At 66.5% G+C, this 17,021-nt stretch carries 14 protein-coding genes and 1 tRNA gene; 9 read left to right on the top strand and 6 right to left on the bottom strand.

All coding sequences use genetic code 11. The features are described from left to right. The first annotated feature begins 72 nt into the window (after positions 1 to 72). Positions 73 to 909, top strand: coding sequence for a crotonase/enoyl-CoA hydratase family protein (locus N2K98_RS01925; protein ID WP_255866324.1), 837 nt, complete (start codon positions 73 to 75; stop codon positions 907 to 909). Here the strand turns inward: N2K98_RS01925 and N2K98_RS01920 are convergent. After that, positions 860 to 1,456 carry a hypothetical protein gene (locus tag N2K98_RS01920; RefSeq protein ID WP_255866325.1) on the bottom strand — a complete coding sequence of 199 codons (597 nt, stop codon included), beginning with the start codon at positions 1,454 to 1,456 and terminating at the stop codon, positions 860 to 862. The two genes, N2K98_RS01925 and N2K98_RS01920, sit on opposite strands and share 50 nt — an antisense overlap. Positions 1,457 to 1,709: 253 nt before the next feature. Here N2K98_RS01920 and N2K98_RS01915 point away from each other — a divergent pair, with 253 nt between their 5' ends. Continuing rightward, positions 1,710 to 2,552: an alpha/beta fold hydrolase gene (locus N2K98_RS01915; protein ID WP_255866326.1), complete on the top strand. Its 843-nt coding sequence runs from the start codon at positions 1,710 to 1,712 to the stop codon at positions 2,550 to 2,552. Between the two features lie 63 nt (positions 2,553 to 2,615). Here N2K98_RS01915 and N2K98_RS01910 read toward each other — a convergent pair whose 3' ends face one another. After that, positions 2,616 to 4,781 carry a RecQ family ATP-dependent DNA helicase gene (locus N2K98_RS01910; protein ID WP_255866327.1) on the bottom strand — a complete coding sequence of 722 codons (2,166 nt, stop codon included), beginning with the start codon at positions 4,779 to 4,781 and terminating at the stop codon, positions 2,616 to 2,618. A gap of 99 nt (positions 4,782 to 4,880) precedes the next feature. Here N2K98_RS01910 and N2K98_RS01905 point away from each other — a divergent pair, with 99 nt between their 5' ends. Both N2K98_RS01905 and N2K98_RS01900 read left to right on the top strand, forming a co-directional pair. Beyond that, on the top strand, positions 4,881 to 6,287 hold the full coding sequence (locus N2K98_RS01905; RefSeq protein WP_255866328.1) for a phosphomannomutase/phosphoglucomutase: 1,407 nt from the start codon (positions 4,881 to 4,883) through the stop codon (positions 6,285 to 6,287). Positions 6,288 to 6,290: 3 nt separating this feature from the next. After that, the gene (locus N2K98_RS01900; protein ID WP_229952962.1) at positions 6,291 to 6,743 is read left to right on the top strand and encodes a hypothetical protein; all 453 of its coding nucleotides are present in this window, start codon (positions 6,291 to 6,293) and stop codon (positions 6,741 to 6,743) included. A gap of 67 nt (positions 6,744 to 6,810) precedes the next feature. On the opposite strand, the gene N2K98_RS01895 is transcribed toward N2K98_RS01900, so the two are convergent. Next, positions 6,811 to 8,697 (bottom strand): phosphoenolpyruvate carboxykinase (GTP), encoded by a 1,887-nt coding sequence (locus N2K98_RS01895; RefSeq protein WP_255798807.1) that lies wholly within the window; start codon positions 8,695 to 8,697, stop codon positions 6,811 to 6,813. Between the two features lie 303 nt (positions 8,698 to 9,000). On the opposite strand from N2K98_RS01895, the gene N2K98_RS01890 reads away from it, so the two are divergent. From N2K98_RS01890 to N2K98_RS01870, 5 genes are all read left to right on the top strand, one after another. Next, a tRNA-Arg gene (locus N2K98_RS01890) sits at positions 9,001 to 9,076 on the top strand. A 159-nt stretch (positions 9,077 to 9,235) separates the two neighbouring features. Then, on the top strand, positions 9,236 to 9,967 hold the full coding sequence (locus N2K98_RS01885; protein ID WP_255866329.1) for a GAF and ANTAR domain-containing protein: 732 nt from the start codon (positions 9,236 to 9,238) through the stop codon (positions 9,965 to 9,967). A 50-nt stretch (positions 9,968 to 10,017) separates the two neighbouring features. Next, entirely contained in the window at positions 10,018 to 11,445 is a 1,428-nt protein-coding gene (locus N2K98_RS01880) for a dihydrolipoyl dehydrogenase family protein (RefSeq protein WP_255866330.1), read from the top strand. Positions 11,446 to 11,580: 135 nt separating this feature from the next. Continuing rightward, entirely contained in the window at positions 11,581 to 12,264 is a 684-nt protein-coding gene (locus N2K98_RS01875) for an ABC transporter ATP-binding protein (RefSeq protein ID WP_255866331.1), read from the top strand. Beyond that, positions 12,261 to 14,327 (top strand): YhgE/Pip domain-containing protein, encoded by a 2,067-nt coding sequence (locus N2K98_RS01870; RefSeq protein WP_255866332.1) that lies wholly within the window; start codon positions 12,261 to 12,263, stop codon positions 14,325 to 14,327. The genes N2K98_RS01875 and N2K98_RS01870 overlap by 4 nt, the downstream gene beginning before the upstream one ends. Here N2K98_RS01870 and N2K98_RS01865 read toward each other — a convergent pair. The 3 genes from N2K98_RS01865 to upp all read right to left on the bottom strand — a co-directional run bounded on the left by N2K98_RS01865 (position 14,324) and on the right by upp (position 16,974). After that, positions 14,324 to 14,848 (bottom strand): SixA phosphatase family protein, encoded by a 525-nt coding sequence (locus N2K98_RS01865; RefSeq protein ID WP_255767417.1) that lies wholly within the window; start codon positions 14,846 to 14,848, stop codon positions 14,324 to 14,326. The two genes, N2K98_RS01870 and N2K98_RS01865, sit on opposite strands and share 4 nt — an antisense overlap. 71 nt (positions 14,849 to 14,919) lie before the next feature. Continuing rightward, complete coding sequence (locus N2K98_RS01860; protein ID WP_255866333.1) at positions 14,920 to 15,789, bottom strand: winged helix-turn-helix domain-containing protein; 870 nt, start codon at positions 15,787 to 15,789, stop codon at positions 14,920 to 14,922. A gap of 552 nt (positions 15,790 to 16,341) precedes the next feature. Continuing rightward, on the bottom strand, positions 16,342 to 16,974 hold the full coding sequence (gene upp / locus N2K98_RS01855; protein WP_255798801.1) for a uracil phosphoribosyltransferase: 633 nt from the start codon (positions 16,972 to 16,974) through the stop codon (positions 16,342 to 16,344). Positions 16,975 to 17,021: the final 47 nt, after the last annotated feature.

Genomic DNA, 17,021 nt, shown 5'->3' with positions numbered 1-17,021 from the left:
GCTTTCTTCGGGCCTTAAAACGACCGGTATATTGACGTCCAGCACAATGACGCCCAAATCAACGGAGATGCCATGACGTCCAGCGCCACTTCACTGCCTTCCCTGAAATCCCTGAGTGTCGAAATTCATGACGGCGTGGCCGAAGTGCAGCTGATTGGCCCCTCCAAAGGCAACGCCATGGGCCCGGATTTCTGGGCCGAGCTGCCCGCGGTGTTTGACGCGCTCAGCACCGACGACGCCGTCCGGTCCGTCCTGCTCTACGGCTCCGGCGGGAATTTCAGCTACGGCCTGGACCTGCCCGCCATGGCTCCCGTGTTTGCCCCGCTGCTCGCGGCCGGCGGTATGGATGCCAAGCTGCGCGAGGGCTTCCGCCGGCAGATCAAGGACCTCCAGGACGCCGTCACGTCACTGGCCCGCTGCTCGAAGCCGGTTATTGCAGCGGTAGACGGCTGGTGCATCGGCGGAGCCATTGACGTTATTGCCGCAGCGGACATCCGCATTTCCTCCCGCACCGCGCGCTTCAGCGTCCGTGAGGTTCGGGTAGCCATCGTCGCGGACCTCGGCTCGCTGCAGCGGCTGCCTGCCATCATCGGTGAAGGTGCCACCCGTCAGCTGGCCCTGACCGGAGAGGATTTCGACGCCGCCCGCGCCGCGTCCATCGGCCTGGTCACGGAACTGGCGGACGACGTCGTCGCACGCGGACGAGAGCTGGCGGTCCAGATAGCCGCGAATCCCCCGCTGGTGGTGCAGGGCGTCAAGCAGGTTCTGAACCGGCGGACGCAGGGGCAGGTCCAGGACGGGCTGGACTATGTGCAGGTCTGGAACTCGGCGTTCCTGGCCAGCCACGATTTCGGCGAGGCTACCGCTGCCTTCGCTGAACGGCGTCCGCCGGTTTACCGCGGCGAGTAGGGAATCCGGACGGCAGGGTTCGGCTGCCCGGCCGCGCCGCGACCGAGAGGGCGGCAACGGCCACCAGCCCCAGCATCACCGGCGCCCCGGGCAGGTCAGGAAACACCGCGAGCACGATGGCTGCGGAGAATGCCGTGAGGCCCATCGCCGCGGTCCTCAGGTCCCGGGTCCGCACCGCAAGCAGCAGCACGGCCAGGCCCAGAACCGGACTGAAGACCAGATCCGGGGTGAAGGGAACGCTGAACACTGCAAGTCCTGCGAGCGCTGCCAGGGCTCCCCGCTGCTGCCGGATGCCCCGCCGGTCCTCATGCCGCGCGGTGAGTGCCCAGACAACTATGAGTTGCGCCGCGGCCAGGATCCCGGAGCCGAAACCGACAAGCAGGGAGCCGAACCAGTTCTGCGGAAGGAAAGGCAGGTTGCCGGCGCCGGCGAGGTGCCAGGCCGCGCCCAGCACCGCTCCGGCACCTGCCGCAGCCGCCAACCACCGTGTCGCGTTGCGGTCCGCTCTGCGTTCAGTGCCCGCCGCTGGCGAGTCATCCTGTGCCATGCGCTTCCCCTCCCGGCAGCACTTGCCGCCTCCCGGATCGAGTCTGCAGCATTTACCGTTATTCCGCCCGAAAGCTGCAAGTATTGCAGACTCGATTTCCACTCCGGCTGCTGGGCGCAGCCTTCGGCGCCACGGGCTTCACCGCCGTCCAGAGTTCCACGGGCCGCACGCTTACCGAATGGCGTTCCTTCTCTTAGCATCTTCCTCGCAGCGGGAACGGCCGTTCCCGCCCGATCCGAGAAGGGAACTCCTGATGGGCTACATCGAAGTTGGCACCGAGAACAGCACTGCCATTCACCTCTACTACGAAGACCAGGGAGCCGGCCAGCCGGTAGTGCTGATCCACGGGTATCCCCTGGACGGCCACAGCTGGGAGCGCCAGACCCGCGAGCTGCTCGCTGCAGGCCACCGCGTCATCACCTATGACCGGCGTGGCTTCGGACAGTCCAGCAAGGTCGGTTCCGGCTACGACTACGACACCTTCGCGGCGGATCTAAACACGGTGCTGGAGACGCTCGATCTCCAGGACGTCATCCTGGTCGGTTTCTCCATGGGCACCGGGGAACTTGCCCGCTACGTCAGCCGGCACGGCCATGAGCGCATTGCCAAGCTCGCGTTCCTCGCCTCACTCGAGCCCTACCTGGTGGCACGGGACGACAACCCCGACGGCGTGCCGCAGGAGGTGTTCGACGGCATCGAAGCAGCCGCCCGCGACGACCGGTACGCCTGGTTCACCAGCTTCTACTCCAATTTCTACAACCTGGAGGAGAACCTGGGCAGCCGCATCAGCCAGGAGGCCGTCACCGCCAGCTGGAACGTGGCCATCTCCAGCGCGCCGGTCGCCGCCTACGCCGTGGTGCCCACGTGGATTGAAGACTTCAGGGCCGACGTCGACGCGGTCCGCGAAAGCGGCAAGCCCGTGATGATCCTGCACGGCACGGCGGACAACATCCTGCCGATCGACGCCACCGCCCGCCGCTTCCGGAAGTTGGTCCCCGCAGCGGACTACGTGGAGATCGACGGCGCGCCGCACGGCCTACTGTGGACGCACGCTGGCGAGGTCAACAAGGCGCTGCTGGAATTCGTTGGCAAATAACCGGCGGGAAACAGCGGCGGGACGGGCTCAGCCGTCCCGCCGCTGGCGCATCCCAGGGGGGCGCTAGGCCTTCAGCGCGAGCACGAACGGCAGCACCGCCTGGGCGCCGGCTTCCCGCAGCACCCGCCCGGCTTCCGTAAGCGTCCAGCGGCTGTCGGCGAAATCATCCACCAGCAGCACCGGTCCGGGGTTCGCCGCGAACCAGGCAGCCCCTTCCGGGGGAACCGCAAACTGGTCCCAGACGGAGGCCAGCCGGAAGGCACTGTTGCCGCCGGGGCCGCCCGTGGGACCGCCGTGCGGCAGCTGCAGCGCCCCCAGATAGGGAATCCGGCCCAGTTCCGAGAGGCCGCGGGCCAGCGAATCCACCAGCTGGGGCCGGGACCGGGACGGAATGGAGACAATGGCGACCGGGCGTTCGGCCCAGCCCCACTGGGCCAGGACCTGTACGCAACCTTGAAGCAGCGCCGGGTCCACGGGCATGTCTTGAGCGCCCGGAGCAAAGATTTCACGCAGCCGTCCGCCCCAGCCCAGATCGGTCAGCCGGGCCAGGGCACGCCCGTCGAAAACGGTCCGGTCCGGCTTGATCTTGCCCTTGACCGGCACACCCAGCCGGTCCATGCCCGAGGGATACATTCCACGCGGATCCACCTCCACGCCAACCTTGTCCAGCGCCTGCGCCGCGTTGTCGGTGGCCTCGGCCGCGACGTCGTCGCCGAACCAGCGGCCGGCACAGTTGTCGCAGCGCCCGCAGGGTGCGGCCGCCGGATCGTCGAGCTGCTGGGACAGGAACTGCATGCGGCAGCCGGTGGTGCTCTCGTAATCGAGCATGGCCTGCTGTTCCTTCACCCGGGCAGCGGCAATCCGTTCATAGCGTTCCCGGTCGTAATGCCACGGCTGCCCGGTGCCCCGCCAGCCGCCGGACACCTTCTCGACTGCGCCGTCCACGGACAGGACCTTCAGCAGCAGTTCCAGCGGCGAGCGCTTCAGGTTGACCCGGGTCTCCAGGACACCGACGGACAGGACTTCGCCGGAAGCCAGCTCGGCGAGCACCGCGGTGGCCGGTCCTTCCTCCGGCATGGAGGACGTGGCGAAGTACTGCCAGATGTCACGGTCCTCCGCGCCCGGCAGCAGCAGCACATCGGCGTTCGGAGTGCCGCGGCCGGCACGTCCCACCTGCTGGTAGTAGGCCACCGGTGAAGACGGCGCACCCAGGTGGATCACGAAGCCCAGATCAGGTTTGTCGAAGCCCATGCCCAGTGCGCTGGTGGCCACCAGCGCCTTGACCCGATTCTCCTTCAGGGCGGCTTCGGCCTCTTCCCGGTCCGCGGGGTCGGTGCGCCCGGTGTAGGCGAGAACCGGATGTCCGGCCTTCTGGAGCAGCCGGGCGGTGTCTTCGGCGCCGGAGACGGTCAGGGCGTAGATGATGCCGCTGCCGGGCAGGTCGTCCAGGTGCGTCAGCAGCCAGGCCAGGCGCGCCTTGGGGTTGGGCAGCCGCAGGACACCGAGCCGCAGGGACTTGCGGGCCAGCGGGCCGCGGATGGTGAAGACGTCTTCGCCGCCGGCGGCCAGCTGTTCCTCAATGTCCTTCACCACGCGGCTGTTGGCCGTGGCAGTGGTGGCCAGTACAGGAACCGTGGAGGGCAGCCGCTCGATCAGGTGGCGGATGCGGCGGTAGTCCGGACGGAAGTCGTGGCCCCAGTCGGAGATGCAGTGCGCTTCGTCGATCACCAGCAGTCCGGAACGCCGGATCAGCTCGGGCAGGTGCTGTTCGCGGAACCCGGGATTGTTCAACCGTTCCGGGGAAACCAGCAGCACATCCACCTCGTCGGCCTCGAGCTTTGCGGAAATGTCCTGCCACTCCAGCTGGTTGGCGGAGTTGATGGCCACGGCCCGCACCCCGGCCCGCGCGGCGGCGGCCACCTGGTCCCGCATCAGCGCCAGCAGCGGGGAAACAATCAGCGTGGGACCTGCCCCCCGTGCCCGCAGCAGCAGGCTGGCGACGAAGTACACCGCGGACTTGCCCCAGCCGGTGCGCTGGACCACCAGGGCGCGCCGTCCGCCGGCCACCAACGCCTCGATGGCTTCGAACTGGTCCTGGTGGAACTCCGCGGAGTCATTGCCCACCAGGGCCCGCAGCAGCTCCACCGCCTCGCCGTGCAGCGGACGGGTCGTTTCAGAAGCCTCCGAAACAGTCCCAGAAACAGTGCCTTGCGTATCAGTGCTTTCCATACCATCCACTATCCCAGCACCTGAGGAACTGTTCCCTGCATCGGATTTGAACCGTGGACAAAAGACCGCCGCGGCGGGCGCCCCTATAGACTGGCCAACGTGAACAATGCATTCGACCTCTCCGCGTCCTTCAAGGCCTACGACGTCCGCGGCGTCGTGGGCGAGACCATCACCCCGCAGATCGTCGAGGCCGTAGGGGCCGCGTTTGTCGACGTCCAGGGCCTGTCCGGACAGACGGTACTGGTTGGCGGTGACATGCGTCCGTCCTCTCCCGAGTTCATCCGCGACTTCGCGCGCGGCGCCACCGCCCGCGGCGCCGACGTGCTCCTGCTGGACCTGATTTCCACCGATGAGCTCTACTACGCCTGCGGAGTGCTGAATGCGGCCGGCGTGACCTTCACTGCCAGCCACAACCCGGCGCAGTACAACGGGATCAAGATGGCCAAGGCCGGCGCCGTGCCCATCTCCTCCGAGACCGGCCTCAAGGAGATCCAGGCCCTCGCCGAGCAGTACCTGAATGACGGCGTCATTCCGGCGGCGGCAACCAAGGGTTCCATCTCCGTCCGGGACGTCCTGGCCGACTACTCCAAGTACCTGCGCAACCTGGTGGACCTGTCCGGAATCCGGCCGCTGAAGGTAGTGGTGGATGCGGGCAACGGCATGGCTGGCATGACCACCCCCGCAGTGCTCGGCGACAGCATCCTGCCCGGGCTGCCCCTGGACATTGTTCCCCTCTACTTTGAACTGGACGGGTCCTTCCCGAACCACCCGGCCAACCCGCTGGAGCCGGAGAACCTGCGGGACCTGCAGGCCGCCGTCGTCGAACACGGTGCGGACATCGGCCTGGCGTTCGACGGCGACGCCGACCGCTGCTTCGTCATCGACGAAAAGGGCGAGCCGGTCAGCCCCTCCGCCGTCACCGCCCTGGTCGCGCGCCGCGAGATCGCCCGGGCCAAGGCCGGCGGCGAAGAGACGCCCGTGATCATCCACAACCTGATCACCTCCCGGGCCGTGCCCGAACTGGTGGCGCACGACGGCGGCCGTGCCGTCCGCACGCGGGTGGGCCACTCCTTCATCAAGGCAGTGATGGCCAGCGAAGGTGCCGTCTTCGGCGGCGAGCACTCCGCGCACTACTACTTCCGCGACTTCTACAACGCCGACACCGGCATGCTCGCGGCGATGCACGTACTCGCTGCCCTGGGCGAGCAGACCCGCAGCCTCTCGGATCTGGCCCGCGAATACGAGCCGTACATCTCCTCCGGCGAGGTGAACTCGCGGGTCGAGGACGTCCCGGCCGCCGTCGCCCGCGTCCGCGCCGAGTTCGAGCGCGACGGCGTCACGGTGGACACCCTCGACGGCGTGACGTTCACCTCCGACGACGGCGCGTGGTGGTTCAACCTCCGCGCGTCCAACACCGAACCCTTCCTGCGGCTGAACGCTGAAGCAGAGGATCTGCCCACCATGGAGCGGGTCCGCGACCACGTATTGAAACTAGTAAGGAAATAGCAAATGGCTGATGTAGAACTGAACGGATCAGAGCCCTCCGCCGAGGTCCAGGAGGACCTGAACTCCCTGCTGGGTACCGCCCTCGGCGTAACGCAGGAGCAGCTTGAGGCGCAGGGTGCGTTCCTGCCGGCCGCGCTCGTGGTGCAGAACGACGGCGAGCTGCGGATGATCGCCGTCGCCCCCGAGGACAGCGACGAGGACCTGGATGCAGACTCGATGATCGATGACCTTTACACGGTGCTGACGGAGCAGAAGGGTGAGAACCGCGCGGTTGCCGTGTTCTCGGACATCCACCTGCCGGAGGAAAACACCGACGCCATCCACATTGTCACCGAGCACTCCGAAGGCGTCTGCATCTCCGCGATCCAGACCTACTCGGAGCAGGACGGCGAGTGGACGTTCAACGAACCCATCTGGGAGGGCGGCGAGCCCATCGTCTGGGCCGACGCTGAGTAACCAGCCCTGGCACTGCAAAAGGGAAGCCCCGCCGGAATTCCGGCGGGGCTTCCCTTTTATCTGCAGGTTAGGCGGTGGCGAAGCGGTCCTTCAGTTCGGCCAGCCGGTCCTTCAGCTCCTGCGGCAGGGTGGGACCGAAGCGGTGGTACCACTCGTCAATGCCGTCCAGCTCGGTGGCCCACTCCTGCGGATCCACGCGGACGGCCTGCTCCACGTCCTCGGGGGTCATGTCCAGGCCGGTGAGGTCAATGGAATCCCCCGTGGGCACAAACCCGATGGGGGTTTCCACCGCGTCCGCCTTGCCCTCAAGGCGTTCAATGACCCACTTGAGCACCCGGGAGTTGTCGCCGAAGCCCGGCCAGGCGAATCCGCCGTCGGCCGTGCGCCGGAACCAGTTCACCAGGAAGATCTTGGGCAGCTTCTCCTGGTTGGCCTTGCCGCTGAGTTCGATCCAGTGCCGCAGGTAATCCCCGGCGTCGTAACCCATGAACGGAAGCATGGCCATCGGATCGCGGCGGACCACACCCACCTGTCCGGCGGCTGCGGCGGTGGTTTCGGAGGACAGCGTGGAGCCCATGAAGATGCCGCTGGCCCAGTCGCGGGCCTCCGTCACCAGGGGAACGGTGGTCTTGCGGCGCCCGCCGAACAGGATGGCCGAGACCGGGACCCCGTTCGGGGAGTGGTATTCGTCCGCCAGCATGTCGATCTGGTCGATCGGCGTGCAGAAGCGCGAGTTCGGATGTGCTGCCGGGCGGCCGGCGTCGGGCGTCCATTCCTGCCCGAGCCAGTCGATGAGGTGCGCGGGCGCCTCATCCGTCATGCCCTCCCACCAGACACCGCCGTCGTCCGTCAGTGCCACGTTGGTGAAGATGGAGTTGCCCTTGGCGATGGCACGCATGGCATTGGGGTTGGTGCTCCATCCGGTGCCGGGAGCGACGCCGAAGAGACCGGCCTCCGGGTTTACCGCACGCAGTTCACCTTCCTTGCCGAACCGCATCCAGGTGATGTCGTCCCCAAGGGTTTCGACCTTCCAGCCCTCGATGGTCGGATCCAGGAGCGCCAGGTTGGTCTTGCCGCAGGCGGACGGGAAGGCAGCGGAAACGAAGTAGTCCTTCTTCTCCGGGCTGGTGAGCTTGAGGATGAGCATGTGCTCGGCCAGCCAGCCTTCGTCCCGGGCCATGATGGAGGCAATGCGCAGGGCGTAGCACTTCTTCCCCAGCAGGGCGTTGCCGCCGTAGCCCGAACCGTAGGACCAGATGGAGCGGTCCTCGGGGAAGTGCACAATCCACTTCTCGTCGCTGCACGGCCAGGGCACATCGGCTTCGCCCTCGGCCAGCGGGAAGCCAACGGAGTGGAGCGCCGGAACGAAGAACGCGTCCAGCTCCTCCATCTTGCGCAGCACGTCGGTCCCGATGTTGGCCATGATCCGCATGGAGGCGACCACGTAGGCGCTGTCGGTGATTTCGACGCCGAACTTCGGGTCTTCGGCAGCCAGGTGTCCCATAACGAAGGGCACCACGTACATGGTGCGTCCGCGCATGGACCCGGCGAAGAGACCGTTGAGCTTGGCACGCATCTCGCCCGGGTCCATCCAGTTATTGGTGAAGCCGGCGTCTTCGCGCTTTTCGGAGCAGATGAAGGTCTGCTCTTCGACCCGGGCCACGTCCTTGGGATCCGAGAAGGCGGCAAAGGAATTCGGGAAGGTCTCGGGGTTCAGGCGCACCAGGGTGCCGGCATCCACGAGTTCGTCCGTGAGGGACTGGTTTTCTTCTTCGGAACCATCGACCCAGTACACGCGGTCAGGCTGCGTCAGCTCGGCTACTTCTTTTACCCACGCAAGGAGGGCCTGGTGGGTGGTGGGTGCAGCAGTACCTCCGGTAGTGCTGTCCAGCGGCTGGCTTGCAGCATTCTCGCCGTTCTCATCGAGAACTAGCTGACGCGCGTCATCGCCCATGACTCTTCCCTTCGTTGGGTCAGTGGTGTGTTTTGATGCTAGTTGGGCCTTTCGGAACGCTTTGCCGGGAAAGATCGCACCTTTATTGCCGCATTCGTGATCGGTCCCACAAATCCAAGAGAATCAGGGCCTCCAGCCTACTCCAATGTGACCAACGTCACGTAGACCGGTCTAGTGACGCAGTCGACATACTTCTCGATTGGTGTTGCCTCCAAAAGCCCGCTATAGTTATCTACGGCCAAACAGCCACGGAAGAACTTGAAAGAAACCGATGAGAATCGGTTTTGATACAATAGTTCTTATGCGTGCGTAGCTCAACGGATAGAGCATCTGACTACGGATCAGAAGGTTGGGGGTTCGAATCCCTTCGCGCGCACCATTCAGACCCGGTCTGATCAGGACAACTGATCAGACCGGGTTTTTTGTTGTCTCTGGATACCCGTTCCTGCCCTGCGTACTGTGGTCGTAAGCAACCGGACCGGCAGCCTGCCCCGGAAGTCCTTTCCCGCAGCGGCCGGCCCCGGAAGGGAACAGCGGCATGGCGAGTCCGAATTCCACCCAGCTGCCCAGCGTACTCATAGAGCTCGTGCTGGAGAGCCCGGGCGTCCAGGATTTCCTTAACAGGTCAGCTGTCCTGGCCGCCCGCGAATTCTCCGGCCCGGACAGTCCCGTTTCCTGCGCCGTGACGCTCCTGTATAAATCCCGGCCCCGTGTCGTGGCCAGCAGCAGCGCTGAGGCCACGCGCATGGATGAAATCCAGTACTCCTACGGCGATGGCCCCTGCCTTACCGCCGCACACAGCGGTGAGACGGTCCTTGTGAAGGACTTGGCCGCCGAGAACCGCTGGCCGGACTACACGAGCGAGGTTTCCCGTCACGGCCTGGGCTCCCTCCTTGCCGTGCCCATCACCCTGTCCGGCGACTACCTCAGCGCCCTGAACCTGTACGCAGATCGGGAAAACGCCTTCCCCGACCCCACGGTGCAGGCGGCTGAGAGTTTTGCCCGGCATGCTGCGTCAGCCGTACGGCTGACCATCCGCATCACCGACACCACCTCAAGGGCAGAGGACCTTGTGGCCGCCATGCGTTCCCGCACCACCATCGATATTGCCATCGGCATCATCATGGGACAGAGCCGCTGCTCCCAGCAGCAGGCGTTCGACGTACTGCGTGCGGCCTCCAGCCACCGGAACATGAAGCTGCGCGAGGTCGCCGAATCCGTGGTGGCCTCGGTGAACGGACGTCCCGCGGAAACGCATTTCGAGGGGTAGGACAAGCTACCCGGTTGCCCCGCTCCCGCCGCGGTGCAAGGCTCATGTCCATGACTGAGACTCTGCAGACGGACGTAGTGGTGATTGGCGCAGGTGCCGTGGGAGAAAATGCGGCAGACCGCATTGTCCGCGGCGGGTTAAGCGCCGTCCTGGTGGAAGCGGCCCTGGTGGGCGGGGAATGCTCCTACTGGGCCTGCATGCCCTCCAAGGCGCTCCTGCGGCCCGGCACGGCGTTGAAGGAGGCACAGTCGCTGGCGGGTTCCCGCGAGGCGGTCACCGGCACGCTGGACGCCGCCGCTGTCCTGGAACGCCGGAACTCGTTCACCTCCAACTGGGATGATGCAGGCCAGGCGGAGTGGGTCGCCGGCGCCGGCATCGAACTGGTCCGCGGCCGGGCACGGCTCACCGGAGAACGCGAGGTGGAAGTGGCCGCCACTGACGGCCGGACCCTGCGTATTTCCGCGCAGCACGCCGTCGTCCTCGCCACCGGGTCCACCCCTTCCGTACCGCCGATCGAGGGCCTGGACACCACTGATTACTGGGGCACCCGGGATGCCACCTCCGCCACCGAGATTCCCGGCCGCCTTATCGTGATCGGCGGCGGAGTGTCCGGCGTTGAACTGGCGCAGGCCTACGCGCGTCTGGGCTCTAAAGTCACAGTGCTGGCCCGGCACGACATCCTGGGCTCCTTCCCCGAACCGGTACGTGCGCTGGTACAGGAAGGACTCGAGGCCGACGGCGTCGAGGTGCGCACCTCCGCCTCCCCCGCATCAGTGCGGAAGTCCGACGACGGCGGCGTGGAAGTATCGCTCGAGGGCGGCGACACCGTGAGCGGAGATCGGCTGCTGGTTTCCACCGGCCGCCATCCTGCCTTGGACGGGCTGGGTCTGGAGGAAATCGGCCTGGCCCCGAAGAAATTGGACACCGATGATTCCGGCCGGGTGATGGGCGTCGACGGCGGATGGCTGTACGCCGTGGGGGACGCTGCCGGGAAAGTACTGCTCACCCATCAGGGAAAATACGAGGCGCGGGCAACCGGCGACGTGATTGCGGCGCGGGCAAAACAGGAACCCGGCAGCGCGGAACCGGCTGCCTGGAGCCGGTACACGGCAACTGCAGACCGTTACGCCGTGCCGCAGGTGGTGTTTACCGACCCGGAAGCGGCGATGGTCGGGCGGACTCTCGAACAGGCCCGGGCCGACGGCGTCAACGCCTCCGAGACATCGCTGGAAATCGCCGTCGCCGGCTCCTCGCTGTATGCGGACAACTACCGCGGCTGGGCACAGATGGTGGTGGACGAGGACCGGCGAGTGCTGGTCGGCGTGACCTTCGTCGGGCCGGGCGTCTCGGAACTGCTGCACGCTGCAACGGTTGCCATCACCGGCGAGGTCCCGCTGGACCGGCTCTGGCATGCCGTGCCCGCCTACCCCACCATCAGCGAGGTATGGCTGCGGCTGTTGGAAAAGTACGGCCTCTAACTTCCGCCCGGTCCCGGTGTGGCAGAGCTCTCCGCACCACCGTTTGAACTGACCAGTCAGTTTCCCGTAGGTTTGCAGATGCGCCTCTGAAGCGTGCCAGGCGCACAGCGACCCTAAGGACCCAAGGCGAAGACCATGCTCAGTGCGGAAACCCTCTATGTGAAGGGGCGCCACAGCGCCCTCCTTCCTCCGACATCCCTTGAGGTGAATGCCGGAGGGCTGCTCCTGGTCTCCGGCGGTGGCCAGTCCACCCGTACCGCCCTCGCCCTGGTGCTTGCGGGCAGGATGCGCCCCACCTCCGGCAGCCTCGCCTGGGGCCACAGCGCACGGACGGGACATCTGCGCCGGCACGCGGCACTGATCGATTCGCCGGAGGTCAACGCACCCGAACGGCATTTCCGCGTCCGCGACCTGGTGGCCGAAGACCTGGCGCTGATCCCCCGCCGGAACCGGCCGCAGGGAAATGCTGCGGACTGGCTATCCAACGAAGACCTCTCGGATCTGGGTCCCCGGTGGATCGAGGACCTCGAACCGTCAGTACGGCTGGATCTGCTGATCCGGCTGGCCCTGGCGGATATCGACGTGGAGCTGCTGGTCTTCGATTCCCCCGACCGCCACGGCGCCGACCCGGAGGCCTGGCTGCCCGCCCTGACAGGCAGCGTGTCTCTGCCTTCGCGCCTGGTGACGGCCGTTGCGGTGGTGGCGCAGATCCCGCCGGGCTGGACCGGTCCCGCCGCCGCTGCCGGGGACACTGCCGGTGCCGGGGACACTGCCGCTGGGGTGGCCACCGCCGGTATCGCCGAAGAGGTGCCCGCATGACCGCGTTCCGGCTGGCACTCAGCGAACTTCGCCGCATGACCGGCGGGACCCTGCCGAAGCTGGCTATCCTCGCACTCTCCCTGGTCCCCCTGCTGTACGGCGCCGTCTACCTGTACGCCAACTGGGATCCCTACGGAAACCTCGACGGCGTCAAGGCCGCCCTGGTGGTCGACGACGACGGGGCCGACACCGCAGACGGCCGGCTCGACGTCGGCGCCACAGTCCGTGAAAACCTGCTGGAGGACGGCACCTTCGACTGGCAGCTGGTGGACAGCGCCGCTGCCGCGGAGCGCGGCGTGAAGGACGGCACGTATGAATTTGCCCTGACCATTCCCGGGGACTTCTCCGCGAACCTGGCCTCGGCGTCAGATCCGGCCACCGCCCGGAAGGCGAACCTGCATGTCACCACCAATGATGCGAACAACTACCTGCTCAGCAGCATCGTGGACAAGTTGACCTCGTCCGTCCATGACACCGTGGCGGCGGAAGTCGGCGAGGAAACCGCCAGCCAGCTGCTGACCGGCTTCAGCACAGTGCACGGCCAGCTGGAACGGGCCGCCGACGGCGCCGGACAGCTCGCCGATGGTGCAGCGTCCGCGGATTCCGGGGCCGCCGAGCTCGTCACCGGGCTGGGAACCCTGTCCTCCGGAGCGCAGACGCTGGTCTCCGGACAGGAACAGCTGGCCACCGGAGCCAACCAGCTGTCGGCGGGCGCGGGTGAGCTGTCCGCCGGGGCGGATCAGCTGTCCTCAGGTGCCGCCGAGCTTTCCTCGGGCCTGGGACAGCTCTCCTCCGCCACGGCACAGCTGCCGCAGCAGGCACAGCAGCTGGCGGACGGCGCCCGGCAGGTGGCCGCCGGGACGACCGGCCTGGAATCGGCTGTAACCGCTTCCTCCGATGCCGCCCGGCAGGGTGTCACCGATGCGGTGACACGGCTGGTGCAGCAGGGCGTCCTGACGCAGGAGCAGGCCGCAGCCCTGCAGCAGGAGCTGGCCGGAACCACGGCAGGCAGCGGCGGGCTCGAGCAATTGAAGGCACTCTCGGACGGGGCTGCAGCAGTGTCGGCGGGTGCGGACCAGCTGGCGGGCAGCGCCCCGCAGCTCACCTCGGGCATCAGCGCTGCGAACGACGGCGCTTCCCGCCTTTCCACCGGCGCGGCAGACCTGTCCACCGGAGCGGCGGAGCTTTCCTCCGGGGCCGGCGGGCTGGCGGGCGGAGCACAGCAGGCGCTGGACGGTACCCGGCAGCTGGCGGCAGGAGCCGACGACGCCGCCGCCGGCGCGGGCAGCCTCCAGGACGGGGTGGGCCAGCTACGCGACGGGTCTGCCGAGCTGGCCCGGCAGCTGACAGCCGGTGCCGGTGAAATTCCCAACCCAAACGATGAGGAGCGGGCCAACGCCTCCGCAGTAATCGCCGATCCGCTGACCGTCCGCACGGTGGACCAGGCCGAGGCAGGCAGCTACGGCGCCGGGCTGGCACCCTATTTCCTGACGCTGGCCATGTGGGTGGGTATCTTCATGCTCGCGCAGGCCATGCGTCCCATCAGCCGCCGGGCGCTGGCGTCCAATGCCCCGGGCTGGAAAATTGCCCTGGGCGGCTGGCTGCCGTTCCTCGCCGTCTCGCTGGTCCAGGCGACCCTGCTGTATGCGGTGGTGCGGTTCGGGCTGGGACTGGACCCCGTCCACCCGGTGAGAGCCTGGGGGTTGCTGCTGATGGCTTCCATGGCGTTCTCGGCGTTGATCCAGGGCATCGTGGCGCTGCTGGGTTCAGTCGGCAAGTTCGTGGTGCTGGTACTGCTGGTGCTGCAGCTGGTCTCCGCCGGCGGCACTTTCCCGTGGCAGACCATCCCGGCGCCCCTGCATCTGGCGCACGACGTACTGCCGATGGGCTACACCGTAACCGGGCTGCGGCAACTGCTGTACGGCGGGGATCTTACGCAGGTCGCCACCGTCGCCGTCGGACTGCTGGGCTACACGGCCGTCGGACTGCTGCTCTCGCTGCTGGCTGCCCGACGGCACCGGCTGTGGACCCTGAAGACGCTGCAGCCGGAGATCAGCATTTAGGCCCGGCGGACCACGAAGTCAGTGATGCGGGCGTCGCGGCCGTCCAGCTCGGCCCACGGCAGTGCATGTTCCATGACGGTGAGGCCCGACGTCGGATAGCGGGTGGCCATTTCCATGACGGCTTCTTCGTCCGAGTCCGCGGAGGCAAGCCGCATGGCCAGGTCCTGGACGCCGGGAAGGTGCGCGATGACCAGCAGGCTGGTGACCGTTTCCGGAACGTGGTTGATGAGGCTGAGGATCCGCTCCGGCGTCGCCGCGTAGAGACCGTCTTCGAGCTTGGCAGTGGGCGCCTTATCCCCGAGTTCCTTGCAGACCCAGGTGCATGTCTGCCGCGCGCGCAGGGCAGACGAGCAGAGGATGAAGTCGGGAATGCTGCCGTGCTCGCGCATCCACTGCCCGGCCAGGGGTGCGTCCCGGTGTCCACGCCCGGAGAGCGGGCGCTCGTGGTCTGCAACGTCGCGGGGCCAGTCCGCCTTGGCATGGCGAAGGAGCTGGAGTTTCTTGAGGTGGTGGCCGGTCATTTGCCAAGTTTAGCCGCGGACGGAGCCCCCGCTCCGTCCGCGGCTGCGGTCCTAAGGACCGCGGCTGGCAGCTAGATGCTGTATTCCGGTGCGGCCCAGACAACAACCTCGGGGTGCTCGTAGAAGCGGTACCCCTGCCCGCGGACGGTGCGGACGGTGTTGGCCAGCCGGCCCAGCTTGGACCTCAGCCGCCGGATGTGGACGTCGATGGTGCGTTCGTTCGGCACCTCTTCGGCGTTGCGCCACAGGCCTGCCAAAAGCTCTTCACGCCCAACCGTCCTGCTGGCGTTCTCCACCAGGTAGTTCAGGAGCTCGAATTCCTTGAAGGTCAGATTCAGCGTGTCCCCGTCGAGGTGCACCTCGCGGCGGGACAAGTCGATCAGGACTCCGGAGGGCCGGATAGCTGCCGGAACCGGGGGTGCCGGAACCTGCTGCGGGGCAGGCTGACGCCGGACCGTGGGGTCCCCGAGGGCCTGCCGGACGACGTCGATATCCGAGCCGGAGGCTCCGGCAGGGGCAAGCGCCACGGCTGCATGGCTTTGGGCGCATGGCACGAGGGTCTGTACGTAGGCCCGGATTTCCTGCGCGAGCCTGCTCAGGGACGTGCCGTTGGCCGCAGCGGTTTCTTCATCGAGGCCTACATAAATAACGAATCCACGGGCAGCCGTGTCATTGCTGACCGGCTGCGGCCCGGGAATACCGTTCGGAGTGACCACCGGCATGGGGGCGGTCATGGGGTTGGCATCCTGGCCTGGAACGGCGCGAAGCGGACGGACTCCGGTGCTGTTGGAGGCCGGGACGCTATAGGACTGGTTCCCAAACGGCTGCGCGCCGTAGGAGCTGGGGAAACCGCCGACGGCGGTCTGGCGCTGGGAACCTGATCCGGCGCGGTTCTGCGCATTGCGCAGGGAGATGTGGACGTAACCGGATGCTACTGACATGTGGGACCTCATCGTGACTTGACGTCATCACGGCTCGATTGCTGGGGGTGTGCCCGGTCGAGACGGCGCCTGTTATGCCCATAGTTGGGCCTGAGTCTTACCTCGGGATAGGGGTGGTTCCAGAGATATGCATTCGACAACAGCGAGTCTCCTTCGCGGCCCGGAGACCGCCCGGGAAGACTGCGACTGCTGCTGCCGTGTTGGTGTTCACACTCCGGATTATTGCATGTCACAAAGGGATTCGCGCAAGTAACAAAGGGTCGGTTGTCTCACATAGTGGACGTTATGGGTCGTTTTGTGACGCAGTTCACAAAAAGACACAATGAATAGCTATGCGTAAATATGTATAAGACCTAAATCTATTTCGCTCCACTGCGCGTGCATCGTTCCGCTCTATCGAACGGTGTTTAGAAAAAGGCACCCACTCCGTAAGCGAGCTTACGAAGCAGGTGCCGTCAAGCATGGAAGCTGTTGTCCACATAGTGGACAGGGGTTCGGAGCTTTTCACTGACGGAAGAGCCGGCCTCAGAGGCGGCCCTTCGGGCGAGGTGGTTAGACGACGCCGTAAAGCCGGTCGCCGGCGTCGCCCAGGCCGGGGACGATGTAGGCATGCTCGTCGAGCCGCTCGTCGATCGAGGCGAGGACTACGGTGACGTTGGCGTCCTGGAGTTCCTCCTGAAGCACCGAGAGGCCTTCCGGGGCGGCCAGCAGGCAGATGCAGATGACCTCTGCGGCGCCGCGCTGGAACATGAACTTGATCGCTTCGCGCAGCGTCCCGCCGGTGGCCAGCATCGGGTCCAGGACGAAGACCTGGCGGCCGGTGAGGTCATCCGGAAGGCGCTCGGCGTAGGTGATGGCTTCCAGTGTCTCTTCGTTCCGGGCCATGCCCAGGAATCCGACCTCGGCCGTGGGGACCAGGCGGGTCATGCCTTCGAGCATGCCGAGGCCGGCGCGCAGGATGGGAACCACCAGCGGGGTCGGCTTGACCAGGCCAGTGCCGACGGCGGAGGTGACGGGAGTCTCGATCGGAACCGGCTCCACGCGGACGGTTCGGGTGGCTTCATAGGCCAGCAGGGTGACCAGTTCTTCCGTCAGCTGACGGAAGATCGGTGACGGGGTGTCCTTGTCGCGGAGAACGGTGAGTTTGTGGGCAACGAGGGGGTGATCCACTACAAGTACGCGCATGCTTCAAAACTACCATTGCCCCCTGCCTCTCTCCGCGTTCGCCCGTG

Source organism: Arthrobacter jinronghuae, assembly GCF_025244825.1.
In the GTDB taxonomy this organism is placed as follows: domain Bacteria; phylum Actinomycetota; class Actinomycetes; order Actinomycetales; family Micrococcaceae; genus Arthrobacter_B; species Arthrobacter_B jinronghuae.
The sequence above is the reverse complement of the archived record's forward strand: the minus strand, read 5'-3'. Positions and strand labels throughout refer to the sequence as shown.

Coding starts and splice junctions, on each gene's coding strand:
- N2K98_RS01910 (WP_255866327.1), bottom strand. CDS start 4,781: ATGGAAAGCACTGATACGCAAGGCACTGTTTCTGGGACTGTTTCGGAG.
- N2K98_RS01900 (WP_229952962.1), top strand. CDS start 6,291: ATGGCTGATGTAGAACTGAACGGATCAGAGCCCTCCGCCGAGGTCCAG.
- N2K98_RS01875 (WP_255866331.1), top strand. CDS start 11,581: ATGCTCAGTGCGGAAACCCTCTATGTGAAGGGGCGCCACAGCGCCCTC.
- N2K98_RS01925 (WP_255866324.1), top strand. CDS start 73: ATGACGTCCAGCGCCACTTCACTGCCTTCCCTGAAATCCCTGAGTGTC.
- N2K98_RS01920 (WP_255866325.1), bottom strand. CDS start 1,456: ATGGCACAGGATGACTCGCCAGCGGCGGGCACTGAACGCAGAGCGGAC.
- upp (WP_255798801.1), bottom strand. CDS start 16,974: ATGCGCGTACTTGTAGTGGATCACCCCCTCGTTGCCCACAAACTCACC.
- N2K98_RS01880 (WP_255866330.1), top strand. CDS start 10,018: ATGACTGAGACTCTGCAGACGGACGTAGTGGTGATTGGCGCAGGTGCC.
- N2K98_RS01885 (WP_255866329.1), top strand. CDS start 9,236: ATGGCGAGTCCGAATTCCACCCAGCTGCCCAGCGTACTCATAGAGCTC.
- N2K98_RS01915 (WP_255866326.1), top strand. CDS start 1,710: ATGGGCTACATCGAAGTTGGCACCGAGAACAGCACTGCCATTCACCTC.
- N2K98_RS01860 (WP_255866333.1), bottom strand. CDS start 15,789: ATGTCAGTAGCATCCGGTTACGTCCACATCTCCCTGCGCAATGCGCAG.
- N2K98_RS01870 (WP_255866332.1), top strand. CDS start 12,261: ATGACCGCGTTCCGGCTGGCACTCAGCGAACTTCGCCGCATGACCGGC.
- N2K98_RS01865 (WP_255767417.1), bottom strand. CDS start 14,848: ATGACCGGCCACCACCTCAAGAAACTCCAGCTCCTTCGCCATGCCAAG.
- N2K98_RS01895 (WP_255798807.1), bottom strand. CDS start 8,697: ATGGGCGATGACGCGCGTCAGCTAGTTCTCGATGAGAACGGCGAGAAT.